General features: G+C 45.7%; 16 protein-coding genes. 5 read left to right on the forward strand and 11 right to left on the reverse strand.

All coding sequences use genetic code 11. From position 1 onward, the window contains the following. Window positions 1–363: 363 nt before the first annotated feature. Window positions 364–1,149 (forward strand): ABC transporter ATP-binding protein, encoded by a 786-nt coding sequence (locus MKY23_RS27430; protein ID WP_339833842.1) that lies wholly within the window; start codon window positions 364–366, stop codon window positions 1,147–1,149. A 188-nt stretch (window positions 1,150–1,337) separates the two neighbouring features. Here MKY23_RS27430 and MKY23_RS27435 read toward each other — a convergent pair whose 3' ends face one another. The 6 genes from MKY23_RS27435 to MKY23_RS27460 all read right to left on the reverse strand — a co-directional run bounded on the left by MKY23_RS27435 (window position 1,338) and on the right by MKY23_RS27460 (window position 6,338). Further along, window positions 1,338–2,066 (reverse strand): class I SAM-dependent methyltransferase, encoded by a 729-nt coding sequence (locus MKY23_RS27435; protein ID WP_090921416.1) that lies wholly within the window; start codon window positions 2,064–2,066, stop codon window positions 1,338–1,340. Between the two features lie 169 nt (window positions 2,067–2,235). Further along, the gene (locus MKY23_RS27440) at window positions 2,236–3,531 is read right to left on the reverse strand and encodes a glycosyltransferase (RefSeq protein WP_090921414.1); all 1,296 of its coding nucleotides are present in this window, start codon (window positions 3,529–3,531) and stop codon (window positions 2,236–2,238) included. Beyond that, window positions 3,524–3,667: a hypothetical protein gene (locus tag MKY23_RS27445; protein ID WP_167375743.1), complete on the reverse strand. Its 144-nt coding sequence runs from the start codon at window positions 3,665–3,667 to the stop codon at window positions 3,524–3,526. Before MKY23_RS27445 ends, MKY23_RS27440 begins: the two co-directional genes overlap by 8 nt. Before the next feature lie 18 nt (window positions 3,668–3,685). Then, window positions 3,686–4,561 (reverse strand): diguanylate cyclase, encoded by an 876-nt coding sequence (locus MKY23_RS27450; protein WP_154959555.1) that lies wholly within the window; start codon window positions 4,559–4,561, stop codon window positions 3,686–3,688. A 138-nt stretch (window positions 4,562–4,699) separates the two neighbouring features. Further along, complete coding sequence (locus tag MKY23_RS27455) at window positions 4,700–5,812, reverse strand: glycosyl hydrolase family 8 (RefSeq protein ID WP_339833849.1); 1,113 nt, start codon at window positions 5,810–5,812, stop codon at window positions 4,700–4,702. Between the two features lie 85 nt (window positions 5,813–5,897). Further along, window positions 5,898–6,338, reverse strand: coding sequence for a MarR family transcriptional regulator (locus MKY23_RS27460; protein WP_154959613.1), 441 nt, complete (start codon window positions 6,336–6,338; stop codon window positions 5,898–5,900). A gap of 242 nt (window positions 6,339–6,580) precedes the next feature. Between MKY23_RS27460 and MKY23_RS27465 the strand changes: the two genes are divergently transcribed. Continuing rightward, entirely contained in the window at window positions 6,581–7,021 is a 441-nt protein-coding gene (locus tag MKY23_RS27465; protein ID WP_339833852.1) for a GNAT family N-acetyltransferase, read from the forward strand. A gap of 98 nt (window positions 7,022–7,119) precedes the next feature. Here the strand turns inward: MKY23_RS27465 and rlmN are convergent, their stop codons facing one another. From rlmN to greA, 3 genes are all read right to left on the reverse strand, one after another. Continuing rightward, window positions 7,120–8,238: a 23S rRNA (adenine(2503)-C(2))-methyltransferase RlmN gene (rlmN, locus tag MKY23_RS27470; RefSeq protein ID WP_221790046.1), complete on the reverse strand. Its 1,119-nt coding sequence runs from the start codon at window positions 8,236–8,238 to the stop codon at window positions 7,120–7,122. 153 nt (window positions 8,239–8,391) lie between these two features. After that, window positions 8,392–9,747, reverse strand: coding sequence for a sodium-dependent transporter (locus MKY23_RS27475; RefSeq protein ID WP_221790048.1), 1,356 nt, complete (start codon window positions 9,745–9,747; stop codon window positions 8,392–8,394). Between the two features lie 312 nt (window positions 9,748–10,059). After that, window positions 10,060–10,536, reverse strand: a complete 477-nt coding sequence (gene greA / locus MKY23_RS27480; RefSeq protein WP_090921402.1) for a transcription elongation factor GreA — start codon at window positions 10,534–10,536, stop codon at window positions 10,060–10,062. 282 nt (window positions 10,537–10,818) lie between these two features. Here greA and MKY23_RS27485 point away from each other — a divergent pair, with 282 nt between their 5' ends. Both MKY23_RS27485 and MKY23_RS27490 read left to right on the forward strand, forming a co-directional pair. Continuing rightward, a complete protein-coding gene (locus tag MKY23_RS27485) occupies window positions 10,819–11,691 on the forward strand; it encodes an arylamine N-acetyltransferase (RefSeq protein ID WP_339833859.1) in 873 nt (290 codons plus the stop codon). Between the two features lie 190 nt (window positions 11,692–11,881). Beyond that, entirely contained in the window at window positions 11,882–12,478 is a 597-nt protein-coding gene (locus MKY23_RS27490; protein WP_208606796.1) for a 4'-phosphopantetheinyl transferase superfamily protein, read from the forward strand. A 111-nt stretch (window positions 12,479–12,589) separates the two neighbouring features. Here the strand turns inward: MKY23_RS27490 and MKY23_RS27495 are convergent, their stop codons facing one another. Beyond that, the gene (locus tag MKY23_RS27495; RefSeq protein WP_090921397.1) at window positions 12,590–13,336 is read right to left on the reverse strand and encodes a Bax inhibitor-1/YccA family protein; all 747 of its coding nucleotides are present in this window, start codon (window positions 13,334–13,336) and stop codon (window positions 12,590–12,592) included. Window positions 13,337–13,578: 242 nt separating this feature from the next. Beyond that, window positions 13,579–13,935, reverse strand: a complete 357-nt coding sequence (locus MKY23_RS27500) for a nucleotide excision repair endonuclease (protein WP_090921395.1) — start codon at window positions 13,933–13,935, stop codon at window positions 13,579–13,581. Between the two features lie 697 nt (window positions 13,936–14,632). Here MKY23_RS27500 and MKY23_RS27505 point away from each other — a divergent pair. After that, on the forward strand, window positions 14,633–16,090 hold the full coding sequence (locus MKY23_RS27505) for a PLP-dependent aminotransferase family protein (RefSeq protein ID WP_339833869.1): 1,458 nt from the start codon (window positions 14,633–14,635) through the stop codon (window positions 16,088–16,090). Window positions 16,091–16,117: the final 27 nt, after the last annotated feature.

Genomic DNA, 16,117 nt, shown 5'->3' on the forward strand with positions numbered 1-16,117 from the left:
ACTCCAATTTTGTAGCGACCTATACTATACCGCATAATCACAAGAAAAATTGCATTTATTCAGTCTCGTTCATGCCTCAACTATACCTTTTCAAATCTTACATCCCCCATAATTACAACGTTGTAATTTTAATTTAAATGTATACGCTTTCATAAACTTTTTCTCATCTTAGCAGAGTCTTGAATGTTTAGCAACAACAAAATCAGGAATACCCTTTAATTTTTATAACGCCATGCCCCGAGGAGCAAACGTGAATATTGCATGGTACCCACATTGGAAAGCTATTGATACTTCCATAACAGTTCCAATACAATAAGTTGAGAAACGGAGGCGCGATATTTATCAGAGAGAAGGAATGGTTCAATGATCATTGATATACAGCATGTGACTTGGAAAAGAGAATCCCTCACCCTGCTGAACGATGTCAGCTGGCGTGTAAAAAAAGGCGAACACTGGGCGCTGCTTGGCCTGAACGGCTCTGGCAAAACAACGCTCCTCAATATGATTACCGGCTACCTGTGGCCTACGGAAGGCAACATCTCGGTACTCGGTCATGAATATGGCAGTGTAGACCTGAGGGAGCTTCGAAAGTCGATTGGCTGGGTGAGCTCCTCCTTGCAAGAGAAACTATACGCTTCTGACCGCACGCAATATGTCGTGATTAGTGGGAAACACGCTACGATCGGTCTGTACGACAAACTGGCAGACGAAGATTTGAATCAGGCAATGCACTGGATGCAAACGCTGGATTGCCAGCATCTGTGGGATCGTGAGTATCGCACTTGCTCGCAGGGGGAGAAGCAGAAATTGCTCATTGCCCGTGCCCTGATGGCGAATCCACAGCTGCTCATTTTGGATGAGCCTTGTAATGGGCTTGATCTATTTTCCAGAGAGCGTCTACTGGACAGCATCAGTGAACTGACAGCACGTTCAGACTCACCTTCGCTGATCTATGTAACGCATCATACCGAGGAAATTTTGCCCGTCTTCAGGCACAGCCTTTTACTCCGTCGGGGTGAAGTTTTTGGGTGTGGATTAACCGCTGATCTCATGACACAGGACGTATTAAGTGATTTCTTTGAAGCCCCAGTAGAAGTAGATCAGCATGGTGAACGAGTTTATGTACGGGCAGCAGCATCTAAAGGTTAAAAACACCCTACCAATGAAAAAGAGCACATCAAATATGGGCATAACAATAAGTAAAACCCAAAGACTTATCCACATGTGGATAGTTTTTGGGTTTTCTACTCCTATATATTGTGTTATCCACGGTTTTCTGTGTAAAACTTTCGCCAATCTGAGTATAACTTCGATTCTATGTTTGCCTCTTCCTTAGCCTACTTCCGTGCGGAGAGAAACAGAAAAAGCGGAATACGCCGTCTGCGCTGATACGTCTCTTCATTGACGAATTCTGCACGCTTAGGTGCTGATTCACGCAATTGCTCCACTCGGAATCCAGCTTCTTGCAGGGCCATGTAATACGATTCAATGGTACGGTGCATTTTTTGGACGGAACCCCCAAGCCACTGCTGCTCCCGATACCCCTCGACGAAGTATTGATCTACGATCCAATTGGTTCGTGTTCCGGAGGGTTGCAGCGTTGAAGTAATCACCGGGTGCTCTACCGAAAAAACAAAGGTTCCATCTTTTTTAAGTGCCCCATACACTTTACGAAAAAGGCTTTCAACATCCTCGATGTAGTGGATCGCCAGTCTTGAAATGGCAAGGTCATATGAATGTACAGGATACGTCCACTCTTCGAGATAAGATTGCTCAATCCGGGCATTCAATCCCTGAACGGACTTGCGGGCAGCCCGAACCATATTCGTTGAACCTTCAATACCTGTATAAGACAAGCCATTATACCTCTCGCCAAGTAGTTCTACCGCAAATTTTGCGTCTCCACAACCGAGATCGAGAATATGTTTACCCGTAACATCCCCGACCAACTCCAGCATAACCGGTCTCTCCAACGTATCATTGGCGTTATCCTGGCCTTGCCGACGTTCCATATACGTCTCAAATACCTCATTATTATCGTAAAAATCAGAACCTCTTTCACTCATATCTGCACTGACCCCCATTCTATGAGTTATACACTAGTGTGGTTCACCCTGCTGCGGGCTATATTCTGTAAAAGTATACCGGATTCAAGCATCTCTCACCATAAAAAAAGCTGCTTGCCGGAGCCCACTCCGCAAACAGCCTTCTACTTTGGTTTGAGTTGTTTAATTCCTAGCCAAATCGCTCAGTTTTGTACCACTTGCTCTCGCGTTTACGAATCTTGTCCATCAGCAGATTGTAGAAGGCCCGGATCGAAATCAGAATAAAGAGCTGAGCATATGTGAAATAGGATACACATGCGTAGATAAAATTCCGGGTGTTGCTCTGCCCGATATCCGCTGCCAGTGCCAGATTGATCTGTAGAACATAGATGAAATACATCAGTGCCCAACCAATGACCAGGTAGACATATGCGTCCCCAGCAAACTGGAATGGAGAACTGACCTCCGGTTTGAATATTGCGATAACCTGATAAACAAGGTTCACCACAAAGATAATGTCCGACACAATAATAGCCAACATAAACCAGAAGTAACTGACCGCATAGTAGAGAACAAGCAATTTATTGCGCCAGCTGGAACGGTTGAACAGGTTATGAATGTTATCCAGAACCACCTGGTAGTTCCCCTTGGCCCAGCGTTCACGCTGTTTCATGTATACACCAAGCTGCTCTGGCTCCTGCTGATATGCTTCCGCTTGCGGCGCTAGGGCCACCAACTGACCCCGGTTCATAATTTCAAACGACAATGCCGTATCTTCCGTAATGGCGGTCACATCCCAGCCGCCGATTTCCCGGATTAGGCTTGTCTTAATAATATAATTCGTGCCCGGAATGGTCCCCAGCTTGAACAGCTCCCACAGCCCGGTGTGGTAGACACGCTGAGACGTTATAATTTCGAGATTAATACATTTGGAGAGGAAGTTCTGCCCACGGTTACGCGCTTTGTTTCGGCCAAATACAACCCCGTACTGTTCAGGATTCTCCAGTGATTTTTGTGCGAGGAACATCAGTGAATTTCGCTCTGGAGCAGCGTCTGCGTCAAATATACAGATCCAATCGCCGGTGGCCAGTTCCAGTCCGTCGTTCAGTGCACCGGATTTTCCACCCGTACCTTTGCGTTCAAGTACCGTGACGTTACGGTGCACATAACTGGTCTGTCCAAGGAACGATTTTAACCGATCGGCTGTGTCATCTGTGCAATTATCTGCAATGACAATCACCTGCACCTTATCCTCAGGATAGTTCAGTCGCAAAATATGCTCCACTGTTGCCACGATGACCAGACCTTCGTTATGAGCAGGTACCATAACCGTGACGTTCGGATAATGATCCATATTTTCCGGAATCTGAATGCCCTTCTTCTCCTGCTTGTGGATAAAACGAATAGCCCCGGCCATAATGACGATCGATTCGAACACAGCGATCCAAATACTGAATATCGACAAGATCAGAATGAAATCAGCCATCCGTTTTCCTCCGATCATACCTTCGAATTACCCTAGAGCGAAATCGGAGCGTGGCAATCGTTAATCCGATGGTAAACACCACAAAAATACAACTGACGGCAATACAGATCGGGATAAACCAGGACATATAATCCATAAGCCTCGCTCCTTTCGGTTAAATATATTCCCCGATTAAATCCGTCTCCGTGTTTCGTTCCAACGCGGCAAGGACAGCGTCCAGATTGTCATACTTGCTGAATTGTTCCTTCTGAAAAACCAGTGCGCCTGATTTGATAATGGTCTGGAGCTGGTTCCCCTTTTTATCGAGCACATCCATATCCATAATATTTTTTTTAATCCGGCGGGTTAACATCGGTAAGTAATCCACATTGACCATCGGACACAAAATGACAAATCGTCCGCGGTCCACAAAAAATTTGTGATCCTCGTATCGAATTTGTTTCTGAATCGACTGTGAGATCTCAAGCAGGAATTGGGAATACCGAACTGAACCAAGTGACTCCTGCACAAGCGGCAGAAATTCAATCTTAAACATGGCGATGCTGAACCCATAGCAGTCTGAATAACGTCTGGCAAGGTTGCTCTGTTTAACCAATGTATCTCCAAGTGCTTCCTTATTGCCCAGCGTTGTATCCAGATCGATCTCTGGATTGTGATCCTTCATCTGCTCCAGACGTTCAATCACCCGTGCACTACGCACAAGTCTTCTTTTGATATAAGCAGCGATTGCCGTGTTCGCCGGAATAAGTAGCCACCAGGAGAACACGAGCGCATTGGGTTCTGCGAAAGTCACGAGCCACACAAAATAAGTGACCAAGTATATAAATATCAGTACGACGGATACACCAACAGGAAGCAAAAGCCCCGCGGCTAGCGCCCCTAGTGACGCTATGCTAAGTACAACATCCAGCTTGGTGTAGCTTTGATTCATGTACAAGTGGAGATATACAAAGAACTGCTGTACGATGGCGAGACTAATCAAGATTGCGTAACCCCAGGCCAGACGCTGGGTAGGTGCGTTATTTCTCATAGTCCTCCTTCTCTGCATCGAATTTCAGAATGACTCGGTGCCAACACCTCTTTTTTTATCAACCGAAAATTCAACAAAAACCGACAATTAAAGACAATAATATAGCAACATATAATCTCTGATTATATAAATAAAAATTTACTTTTTAAGAAAATTATATAAATAAGTTTCGCCAAGCAACGGAAACAAGTTATCAAACAGGTGGGTGTTTCCGTCAAATACGTAACCGCCCGGATATCGTGTGTCTTGCCCTCGCAGTGTGATCATATGTTGATACAGCTGCTTTGCCCAATTTGGATCACCTGAGCGAACAGCAAGCAGGATGGATAGACCATATACCGCTGCCGATTCATAATCTACGGCTGGTTTCTGTGTTCTACGATCATACTGTCCGGGGAGCTTACCCCGAGTGCCGAACTCTTTTTTCAGAAAAGCAATCAGCTTGTCGGGTTTGTGCCCCATCTCCATCACATGATTGGCAACGATGAGCTGATCAATCAGATTGACTTTCTCATCGTAGGTGTAAGCCTTGGTATTGACATTCATGCTCTTCGGATAGAATAATCCATCGTCAGGCATTTTATGCAGTATATCCTCGTACCTGCTGTAAACGTCCGGCTCCAGCATCTGATGGTCTCTCATCGCTTGCAAGGCGAGCAAATCCACATAGACCAGACTTAAGGTGTCCGTGGAATGTCCACTTTTGAAATCATAAAAATCAACCAGGTACCCCTGTTGCTCGGTTCGCTGCGTTAATGTTCGGGAAAGGGCCGATGCGGTCGCCAGTTTGTCTGCTCTGCCTTGTTTCCACTTGTCTGCTGCTTGCAACAGAGCCCCCATAATCCGCAGATCGTCACCTAACGCGTTGGTTGCTACATGGGATTTCCCTTGAGGATCAAGCTTCCAGGCGATATAGATGTCGGGCCTGATCACATAGTATGTCTGGAGCTGCTTGTAGGCCTGCTCGAACATAACTTCGTTATCACTTGCCAAAGCATACTGCATCCACAATCCAAGCGACTCCGACAGTGCCTCTCGGCCAGCAACGATGTCTGCTCTCTGCGACGCCGCTTCCTGCAAATAGGTTGCCAGTGTGCCATTAGGATTCGTCATATGTTCCTTAACAAAGGCGACTGTAGGGGACACCTTTTCCATCACAAACCGCTCCCTCCATAGCATTACAATCGCTACAGATACAACAATCGCAAGTAATATGTACCATGAACGCTTTTTTCGGAAAATAAACTTCACACCATTCCTCCTGACGGGAATATATGACGGAGCAACTGAGCCACTTCTTACATTTTTGGAAGTAGGCCTTATCCACAGTGTGCGCTTAATCATGGATATCCATGTATGAGCGGCGACCGCCCTTTTTGACAAATTTCCAATCGACCTCAATGTTGTGTCTCATCTTCCGCAGCAACTGGATTGCTGTCTCAATCTCTTCCTGTGTCAGACCATCCAACGTTACCTGATCCGAATGCACGCCTTCTTTGCGAATAAACTGCCACGCTTCAAGCCCAGCCTCGGTTGGATACAGCACCTTATTCTTCTTATTACCCAATGCCGGCTGTTTGACAATAAAACCGTCCGATTCCAGTTTGCTAATCGCTCTTGCTGCCGTTGTACGATCCACCTTGATCAGTTCAGCCAGCTGATTCGGAATAATACCGGGGTTCTCGCAAATACGGTACAAATACAAATACTGCCCTCGGGACAAGTTCAGATGCTGAAATTCCACATTACTGATGGAATCCAGACAGCGGGCGATCATGCCAATCTCGCGCAACACTTCCCTCGGCTCGGTCGGTTCTTGCGATTTCTGTGATTCGTCGTTCGGCTGATTCGGTTCTTTGGCTACGTTAGGTTCTTTCGGTTCAGTCACAGAGCTCACACCCCTATAAAATTGTTGCATTCGCAACATAATTAATGATATAACTACACTAGATTAGTGTTAGTGTATCACTTTCAGTTCCAATCCGATATTCCATCCGACTAGGTAAAGGAGAACGATTCATGAATATATCTGTTGTTGAAGCGAACACTCAAGAACTGCTTGATGCGTGCTTTGCCATTCGTATGGCCATCTTTGTAGAGGAGCAAGGCGTATCTGCAGCCGATGAATTCGATTCATTTGATGCGTTAGGGACAGAAGCACGCCATATTCTGCTCTATGTGGACGGTGTACCTGCCGCCTCCTCCAGACTACGCATTGTGGAGCAAGTTGCCAAGCTGGAACGCATCTGCGTGATGTCCGATTACCGCAAGCATGGCCTAGGCCGTGTGTTAATTAACAAGCTGGAGGAGATGGCCAAGGAGGACGGATTAGAGAAAGCCAAGCTGCACGCACAGGTCCAAGCCTCCGGTTTCTATGAACGTCTTGGCTATGCTCCTGCTTCTGAAGTATTCATGGAGGATGGCATCCCCCATCTACTGATGACAAAAAAGCTGAACTAAGAGACATGATCTCTCCGTTCGAAATTAGCTTGCAACTCAAAGAAAACGCCTCTATCTTCACTTCGTCAGTGAGTACATAGAGGCGTCTGTTGTGTTTTTTATCCCAAAGCCAGACGGCTGGCATCTGGTTTTGCAGCTGTTTTTACATCTGCTTTAGCTTCCGCATTTTTCATCTGCTTGCTACGTAGCTGTCCGCAAGCCGCATCAATGTCTGTACCATGCTCCATACGTACCGTAGAGTTGATGTTGTTCTTCTTCAGCGTATCATAGAATCCCAGAATACTCTCCTCCGTACTGCGCTGGTACTGGCTATGCTCATCCACCGGATTGTATGGAATCAGATTCACACTGACCATGCTCTTACGACTGGACAGCAGTTCTGCGAGTTCAGCCGCATGTTCGCGCTGATCATTCACATCCCGAAGCAAAATGTATTCAAACATGATGCGTTTGTTTGTTTTCTCCAAATAATAATCCACCGCATCCATCAATTGTTCAATCGGGAATGCCCGGTTGATCTTCATGATATGTGTACGTAGCTCATTATTCGGCGCATGCAGTGAGATCGCAAGGTTCACCTGCAGACTGCTGTCTGCAAATTCCTTGATTTTATCCGGCAATCCGCTTGTGGACACCGTGATTCGCTTCGCTGCGAGCGCTAACCCTTTGCGATCCTTGATCACTTCGATAAAGTTGCTCATATGTTCAAAGTTATCAAACGGTTCGCCAATACCCATTACCACAACGTTTGTAACGCGCTCACCTTGACCCGCTGCATCCAGATGCCGCTGTACATGCATGATCTGTTCTACAATCTCTCCTGCGGAGAGATCACGGCTCTTCTTGATCAGCCCGCTGGCACAGAAGCTACAGCCAATATTACATCCGACCTGTGTGGTAACACAGACAGTTAAGCCATATTTTTGCCGCATGAGCACCGTCTCGATCAGGTTGCCATCCTGCAAACGGAGCAGGAATTTCACCGTACCGTCTGCCGACTCCTGCTTCACGTGTTCACTCATTGAATTCAAGGTGAAATGCTCAGAGAGCACATCCAAACATTCCTGACGAACATCGGACATGCCGTTAAAATCATGAACCCGCTCCTGGTATAACCACTCCCAGATGCGGGACGCGCGGGATTTCTTCTGCCCATGCTCAGGCAACCAAGCACGTAATTGCTCTAATGTTAATCCATATATGGATGATTTAATCATGGTATAAACCTCTTTTCACAAAAAACATATGGCTCATCGGTCGTCTTACCCAAAAAACCTCTACTCTGTATTGTCCCAAAATTAACAAGGGAACACAAGGGCTTTTGCATTTCTTCCAAGAGGTTTTATGCTTGGTAAATCTGCGCAGACGACCTAGAAGTGAATAATGCCAGACGTATGCAACAGAACGAGCAGAACCAGAACAGGTGCGACATAACGAAGCATAAAGAGCCAGATGCGGAACCAGCCGGAGCTCAGACCAGCTGCTTCAGCAGCCGTTTTCCAAAAGTATCCCGCAAAAATTGTAACTAACAATCCACCTACAGGTAACAGAATGTTGGATGCCATAAAGTCCATCCAGTCGAACACACTCTTCGATCCGATCTTCCACTCTGGGAACAGTCCGAGCGACAGCACGGAAGGTAGCCCTACGATGAAAACAGCGAGAGAGATGACCCATACGGCACGGTTACGACTCCAGGAAAGACGCTCCATGAAGTATTTAACGGGAACCTCAAGCAGTGAAACTGCTGATGTCAACGCTGCGATTGCCAGCAAAACAAAGAATAATCCGGCAAACAGGAATCCTAGCGGCATTGCCGAGAATGCTGCAGGCAGCGCAATGAAGATCAGGGACGGCCCTTGGTCTGGTGCAATGCCAAAAGAGAACGTCGTCGGGAAGATGATCAGTCCCGCGATAAAGGCATAGAGCAAGTCGCCCGCACCAACAGCAACTGTTGCCGCACCCAGGGATTGGCTTTTATCCACATACGAACCATACGTTACGAGGATACCCATACCCAGCGACAGCGAGAAAAAGGCATGTCCGAGCGCAACCAATGCCGACTCCGTTGTAAGCTGGGAGAAGTCCGGATTCAAGAAAAAGGAAACTCCAGCACCTGCCCCTGGCAGCGTAACGGCACGAATCATCAACACAATTAACAGAACCAGCATGGCTGGAATTAGAATTTTGTTAAACTTCTCAATTCCGTTCGATACACCCTTCGCTACAATCCAGCCTGTGATCAGGACAGAAACCAACTGCCATACAATCGGCATATAACCGCCGACAAAACTACCGAATTGTGCGCCATAATCCGGATTATTAAACAACGTGCCACTGAACGAAGTTACAGCATATTGTAATGTCCATCCTGCGATGATGACGTAGAAGGACAGAATGATAAAAGGCGTCAATACTTGCAGTAAACCAGCCGCTAACCAACCTTTATGTCCACCTGCTTTAATAAAAGCAGTTGCTGCGCTCCCCCGTCCACTTCGTCCAATAGCAAGTTCGGCAAGCAAGACAGGCAAACCAATCAGCAAAAGACAGATAATAAAGAGCAGGAAGAAAGCTGCTCCCCCATTCTCGCCCGTAATATAAGGGAATTTCCACATGTTACCGAGACCTACGGAACTACCGATGGCCGCCAGAATAAAACCGGCACGCGAGAAGCGTTCCCCTTTGCCAGCGTTGTTTGGGTCTAGATCAGACTTACTCAAATTCATTGTATCTACTCCATCACTTTAAAGTTTTCCCGTAATTATATACTAGTCCGCGTGTCAGGTCATGCAAAAATCAGTATTTGTCGAAAATTCACCAAATTGGAGATGATTTCAGGATGAATTCAGTATGGGAAAATAACCTGAAACTTAACCATCCCCTATTAACAATGAACCCTGAGTTAACTTGGGAAAACACAAAAAAAGATGTTTCAGACAGCTCTTGGCATAGCCTCTGAAACATCCCCTTTTTGAAAGATGGTCTATATATCGCAGGGTATTGTCCCGCATATGTGTATTGTTTTCGCTCGATGCTGTCTAGATTTTGATCTCTAGCAACTCATATTTGATTACACCCATTGGAGCATTGACATGAATCACACTTCCTACTTCTTTGCCCATCAGCTCTTTGCCTAATGGACTCTCATAAGAAATTTTGCTGTTGGATACATCCGCTTCCGCTGGACCGACCAGCTGATACTCGATCTTTTCAGCAAACTCAAGGTCGTTCAATATCACTGTTGAACCAATACTTACTTTATTGGAATCCATATTATCTGAGCTGATGACTCTTGCTTTGGTTAACATCTTTTCCAGAATCAGAATGCGGGTCTCCATAAATGCCTGATCATCTTTGGCTGAATGATACTCGCTGTTCTCCTTCAGGTCCCCGTAACTGATCGCAAGCTTCAGTCGTTCTGCCAGTTCCTTGCGCTTCACCGTTTTCAGTTCCTTCAGTTCTTCCTCCAGCTTTTCCAAGCCTTCCTGTGTCAAAATCACTTCATCATTAGCCATGTTTTCCATCTCCTAATCCTGCTATCTATCTCTATTCTAACCTATTTCCACTCCAAACGGTTAACATACCCCGGAAAAAGAAACCAAACTATCATTTATCATAAACGTGCGCAAAATATATATGTGTACCCTATTTCCACTATGAGTATCATTAGAATTGTACCGGTACAATCATAATAAACTTGTGTGTGCATTTCAGATGCTCACTTATACAATGAATTCAGGGCAGTAGCGTTTGAGGCATTTCCCCTGCAGCCCATGATATGACTTGAGGTGATCGAGATGAATGTTACATTAACTCCAGCTGAAATAAACGCTTATCTGAAACGGATAGGCATAGATACAATCAAGAAACCCACTTTAGAATTCCTTGCCGAGATGCAACAGGCACATATCCATCATCTATCTTGGCAAACGGTCGATATTTTTGCGGGCAGGCCTGCAGGCATCGATCTGCAAGAATCCGTGCAGCTGATCCTGCAAGGACGCAGTGGCTACTGTTTCCATTTGAACGGCGCATTCAGTGTTTTACTTCATTCCCTGGGATATACGGTGCACTGGCACCGCGCGGGCGTTCAGCCGCATGGAGAACAGCCACGTGTGAACTCGTTCCATCTCGGTCTGTCCGTCTCTTTGCCAGATGCGGACCCGAATGTGGAACGTTGGATTGTGGATGTCGGTCTGGGAGGCATGCCTTTTGATCCGCTCCCTCTCCGTTACGGAGCCTATGGACCCGCACCGTTTACGTATACATTGATGCCTTCTTCCGTTGTTCCTGGTGGATGGAGGCTTGAATACGAGCCTAACGGACCAAGCATGGGAGTGGATTATGATCCCGAGGAGCTTACCCGTCTGGAAGAGTTTATTCCCAAGCATGAATTCTACAGCCAATCCGTGGATTCACCCTGGCATAACGCATTTCTGCTCCGTCAGAGAGATACAGCCCACAGCTATGAGCTTAGGGGATGCGTGCTTCGAACGCATGGAATCGAGGGCATTAGCAAGACAGAAATTCGAAATTACAATGAGTGGAAAGACATACTAACCAAGCTTTTCTATGAACCGTTGGTGAATTATACAGAACAAGAGCGCAGAGAGATGTGGGATCGAATACAGATTGCGCATGAAGAATGGAAAAAAACACAACTAGCCTGATCCGCTGGGAAAAACGCGAGATAAGGATAAATATAGAGGAAAGCCTGTCATCCATGCCGAATACAACGTCAGGTGATAAATGATGATAACTATACAAGTACTGCAAGTGCCCTCCGTTATACCTGAACCATATTGGGATCTTTTTCTGTCATCCGTCTCTGAAGAGCGGCGGGCACAGGCTTCACGCTTCATGCATCAAGCAGATGCATATCGGTCAGTGCTAGGTGAAGTGCTGACCCGTGTGAAGTTAAGCAAATTGACCGGCCTGGGACATAGAGAGATTACGTTTACCCGTAACAAATATGGAAAACCCGCCCTTACTCACGATGCTGATGCACAATTTAATGTCTCGCACTCCGGCGATTGGATTGCACTGATTGCTGGAGGTAAAGATGAACTCGGTGTCGATGTGGAGAAAATAGCACCGATTGACCTGCAGATCGCAGAGCGTTTCTTCTCGCCACAAGAGAATACGTATCTGGCAGCACAGCCTGCCGATCAACAGCGGCATACCTTCTATCGCCTGTGGACGCTAAAAGAGAGCTACATTAAAGCTGTAGGCATGGGCTTGTCCATGCCGCTGAGTTCCTTCGCTATTCTGCCCCATGTTCAGCAACATGGAGAGCCTGATTGGAGATGCAACCAAGACGGGCAGATCGTTAGGCATCGCTTCTACAGTCACCCATTGGATGAACAGCATATGTTCGCTGCCTGTGCTACAGAAGGCGATTTGCCAAGCCAGCCCGAGATCGTGACGCTGGAGAGCCTATACGCTGTATTGGTTTAATTTTCAGAGAAAGACCTGTAAAGCTTAAAAAAGGAGCGAATCCATCCGGTGGTATAAATCCCCGGCGGTTCGCTCCTTTTATCTGTAAACACATATTACTTATCGGTAAGATTAGTCGCGGCTCCGCAGTTTGCTGAGCAGACGAAGAATCTCGATGTAAAGCCAAACTAGCGTGACCATCAACCCGAAGGCACCGTACCACTCCATATACTTGGGTGCCCCTTGTTCTGCACCACCTTCAATAAAATCGAAATCCAGTACCAGATTAAGCGCGGCAACAATGACAATCACAACCGAGATGCCAATACCAATCAGGCTGTTCTCATGAAGATATGGAACGGTGATGCCGAACAGACCGAGCACAAAGCTAAGCAAATACATAATCATGATACCGCCCGTTGCAGCCACTACGCCTAACTTGAAGTTCTCTGTTGCTTTGATTAACCGCGTTTTATAGGCTGTTAACAGGGCAACAAACACCGCCATGGTTAGCAAAGCTGCTTGTAACGTAATTCCGTTGTACAAAGACTCATAACTTGCCGAAAGTGCACCCAGGAACATCCCCTCTGCTACCGCATAGATCGGTACAAGATATGGAGATACCACCGGTTTAAACGAAATAATTAGCGCCAAAATAAAACCGACAATTAACCCGCCATATGCAAGCGGCATCACTTCCTGTCCTTTGAAAAACATCATCCATGTTGCAAATGCACTGCCCAGCAAAATGATCAACGTGATGAACGCTTTGTTCACCGTGCCGTTAATCGTCATGTAGTTCTGGTACCGATCCTCTCCATAACCTCTGTTCTCAAACGTGCTGTCCTTAAGTGTAGGATTACCGCTACGACCGATCAACACAATCACCTCTTCTTATGTATTGGGTAAATCTGTGAAACCCATTTTCTAGTGCTAATTCCTTGAAAAGTAAACTTTTTAGCTTCTATATTTGTTACGTAGAACTATATTTGCAAAGGGAATGGAGTTGGATGCAATCCATGGATCACATCCTGTCCACCTGCACACGAACCTAGGACATATGTCCTAAATGCATTTCAAGCTTACTTTCTTGCTTATGCACCTTAAATAAACTTTTTTACTTACTTATATAGAACTTTGTCTACATTATACTTCGCCCGCATCGTGTTAATGATATAGGTCTCATAAATTTCACGATCCATTGGATCTTCTACCAAACAAACTTCAATCTTTGTGACTTCGTCGCGGTGATTCTTCATTGGAGATACCGTATCTTCAAAATGCTTTTTGATTCGCGGTCTTAATTTTCGCGCTTTCCCGACAAATAACAACTCACCTGCGGCATTATAAAACATGTAAATTCCGCCTTGCTCGCGCGTAATCAGGTGAAAATCAGTAAATCCATAAATGTGGCTTAACTGCGGATTTTCCTGCTTGGTAATGGTCACATCTGGTGTAGGAACCGTAATCTGAATCATCCATTTCACTTCCTTATATTCTATAGAAATACATCCTAACACATATCATAATCCGACACCATTTCGAGTTAAAAGAAGTACAATTCACGGAATTTTCGCTTTTGCGACAAATATTTCAAAAAAAAGGTTAACTTCCCTGATTCAAAGTGGTACTATAGGGGTATGAGGAAGAATTTGGGCACTAAGACATATGTCTTTGTATCCACGCTCGTTTTATAGAGCCTACCATTTTTCATCTTTTTCATACTGAATTCGGTGACGTGCACACGAGAAGAGTACAGTTAGTAAGAACCGTAGCTTTGAAGTAGATTGTAGAATCACCATCTTTACGAAAACCTATTGCAGCAAGCATTGAGTGGCAATAATTAGCCTTTTAAGATTTCTTTTTATTACAGCATCAAGTTTATCATCTAGAATTAGAATAATATAGACAAAGCATATCGCATAGGAAGTAGATCCACTTAGAATTATACAGACAGGTATTTCTAGAGACTAGTCAGAACATTCAACTGTAGCTAGAACAGAATAGTATTACACCCTTAGAATTGAACAGGCTTCACCTCCAGCCCGGCATATGAGCCAGGGCTTTTTCCCGTTGTGCGTACAACTCAGGCCACCTTAGCTACGAAACAGAGGTATCGTGGTTCTTTCTGCTGGGTTTATAATATGGCAAGATACCAGTAGAGGGAGTGATGGGATGTATTCCGATCTGCAATTGACGGAGGACCGCCCTGTATATATACAAGTCAAAGATTATTTGAAACGATTAATGTTAAAAGGCGGTTTGCAACCCAATCAGAAACTGCCTTCAACCCGTGAGCTGAGCACGTTGATGAAGGTAAGCCGAAGCACCATTCTGCTCGCCTACGCAGAGCTTGAAGAAGAAGGGTTGATCTATGCGCTCAAAGGTAAGGGTAATTACGTCAGCACACTTATTGAAACGCAGCAGACCAATGCAATCCATTGGCAACTAGACTGGACGGCAGAGGTAAGCGATTATGCAATCCAGGCAGAGCAATATGATCTGATGAAACATGGCTCAGGAGCCGAGCGCGGCGAAATTTCCTTTACCAGCATCGCGCCGGATGAAAAACTGTTTGATCTTCAAAATGTGAAACGGGCCTTCCTGGATCGCATGTCACTTGAAGGAGAAGTTTTACTTAATTACGGCTACGCGCAAGGATATAAACCGCTCATGAATTATTTGATGAACTACATGGAAAACAAAGGCGTCGACCTTACGGGTAAGGATATTTTGATTACGAACGGGTTTACGGAGGGATTTGACCTGGTCCTTGGGGCATTGCGCAAGAAGAGCGGTAAAGCACTCTGTGAGAATCCTACACATCACACGGCGATCAAAAACCTGAAGTTGCACCAGTTTCAGCTAACCGGTATCGATATGGAACCGGATGGCCTGGATCTGAAGCAGCTAGAGCAAGAACTATCTGGAAGTGCATATGATCTGGCATATCTTGTGCCCTCGTATCACAATCCGACCGGAATCGTGACTTCGCCTGCAAAACGAACTGAAATTATACGTTTAATGAACGAATATCAAGTTCCGATTGTTGAGGATGGATTTAACGAAGAGCTTCGTTATTCCGGCTCCCATGTCTCACCCTTGATCGCCAGTATGGGTAAGGGTAACGGCCTTGTCTATCTCGGCAGCTTCTCCAAAGTATTGTTTCCCGGACTGCGTGTGGGCTGGATTATCGCGGATGCTACATTGATCGATTATCTGGAAAGCATGAAGCGGGCACGCAGTATTCATACGTCTACTCTGGATCAGTCCCTGTTATATCAATATTTGAGCAACGGCAATTTTGAAAAATACCTAAAACGGGCTCGTACAGAGTACAAGCGAAAATATGAACTCGCTGTGCATTGTCTGAAACGGCATCTGCCGATGTGTCAAATATCCGGAGCAGGCGGTTTGCATCTGTTTGTGCAGTTTCCACCAAAGGTGCGAACAAGAGAGTTGCTAGCTGCCTGTAAAGTAAAAGGGGTAACCTTCACTCCCGGAGATACCTTTTATCTGGAGCTTGGTCAAGGACTTCACACCATGCGGCTTGGATTCTCCAGAGTCAGTGACGAGAACATCCGCAAAGGCATCCGTATCATTGGGGAAACCGTTGCGAGCATGATGAATTGATTTAATAACATTAGGGGAGGATTTTCA

Origin of the sequence: Paenibacillus sp. FSL R7-0272 (assembly GCF_037969905.1) — a bacterium.
In the GTDB taxonomy this organism is placed as follows: domain Bacteria; phylum Bacillota; class Bacilli; order Paenibacillales; family Paenibacillaceae; genus Paenibacillus; species Paenibacillus polysaccharolyticus.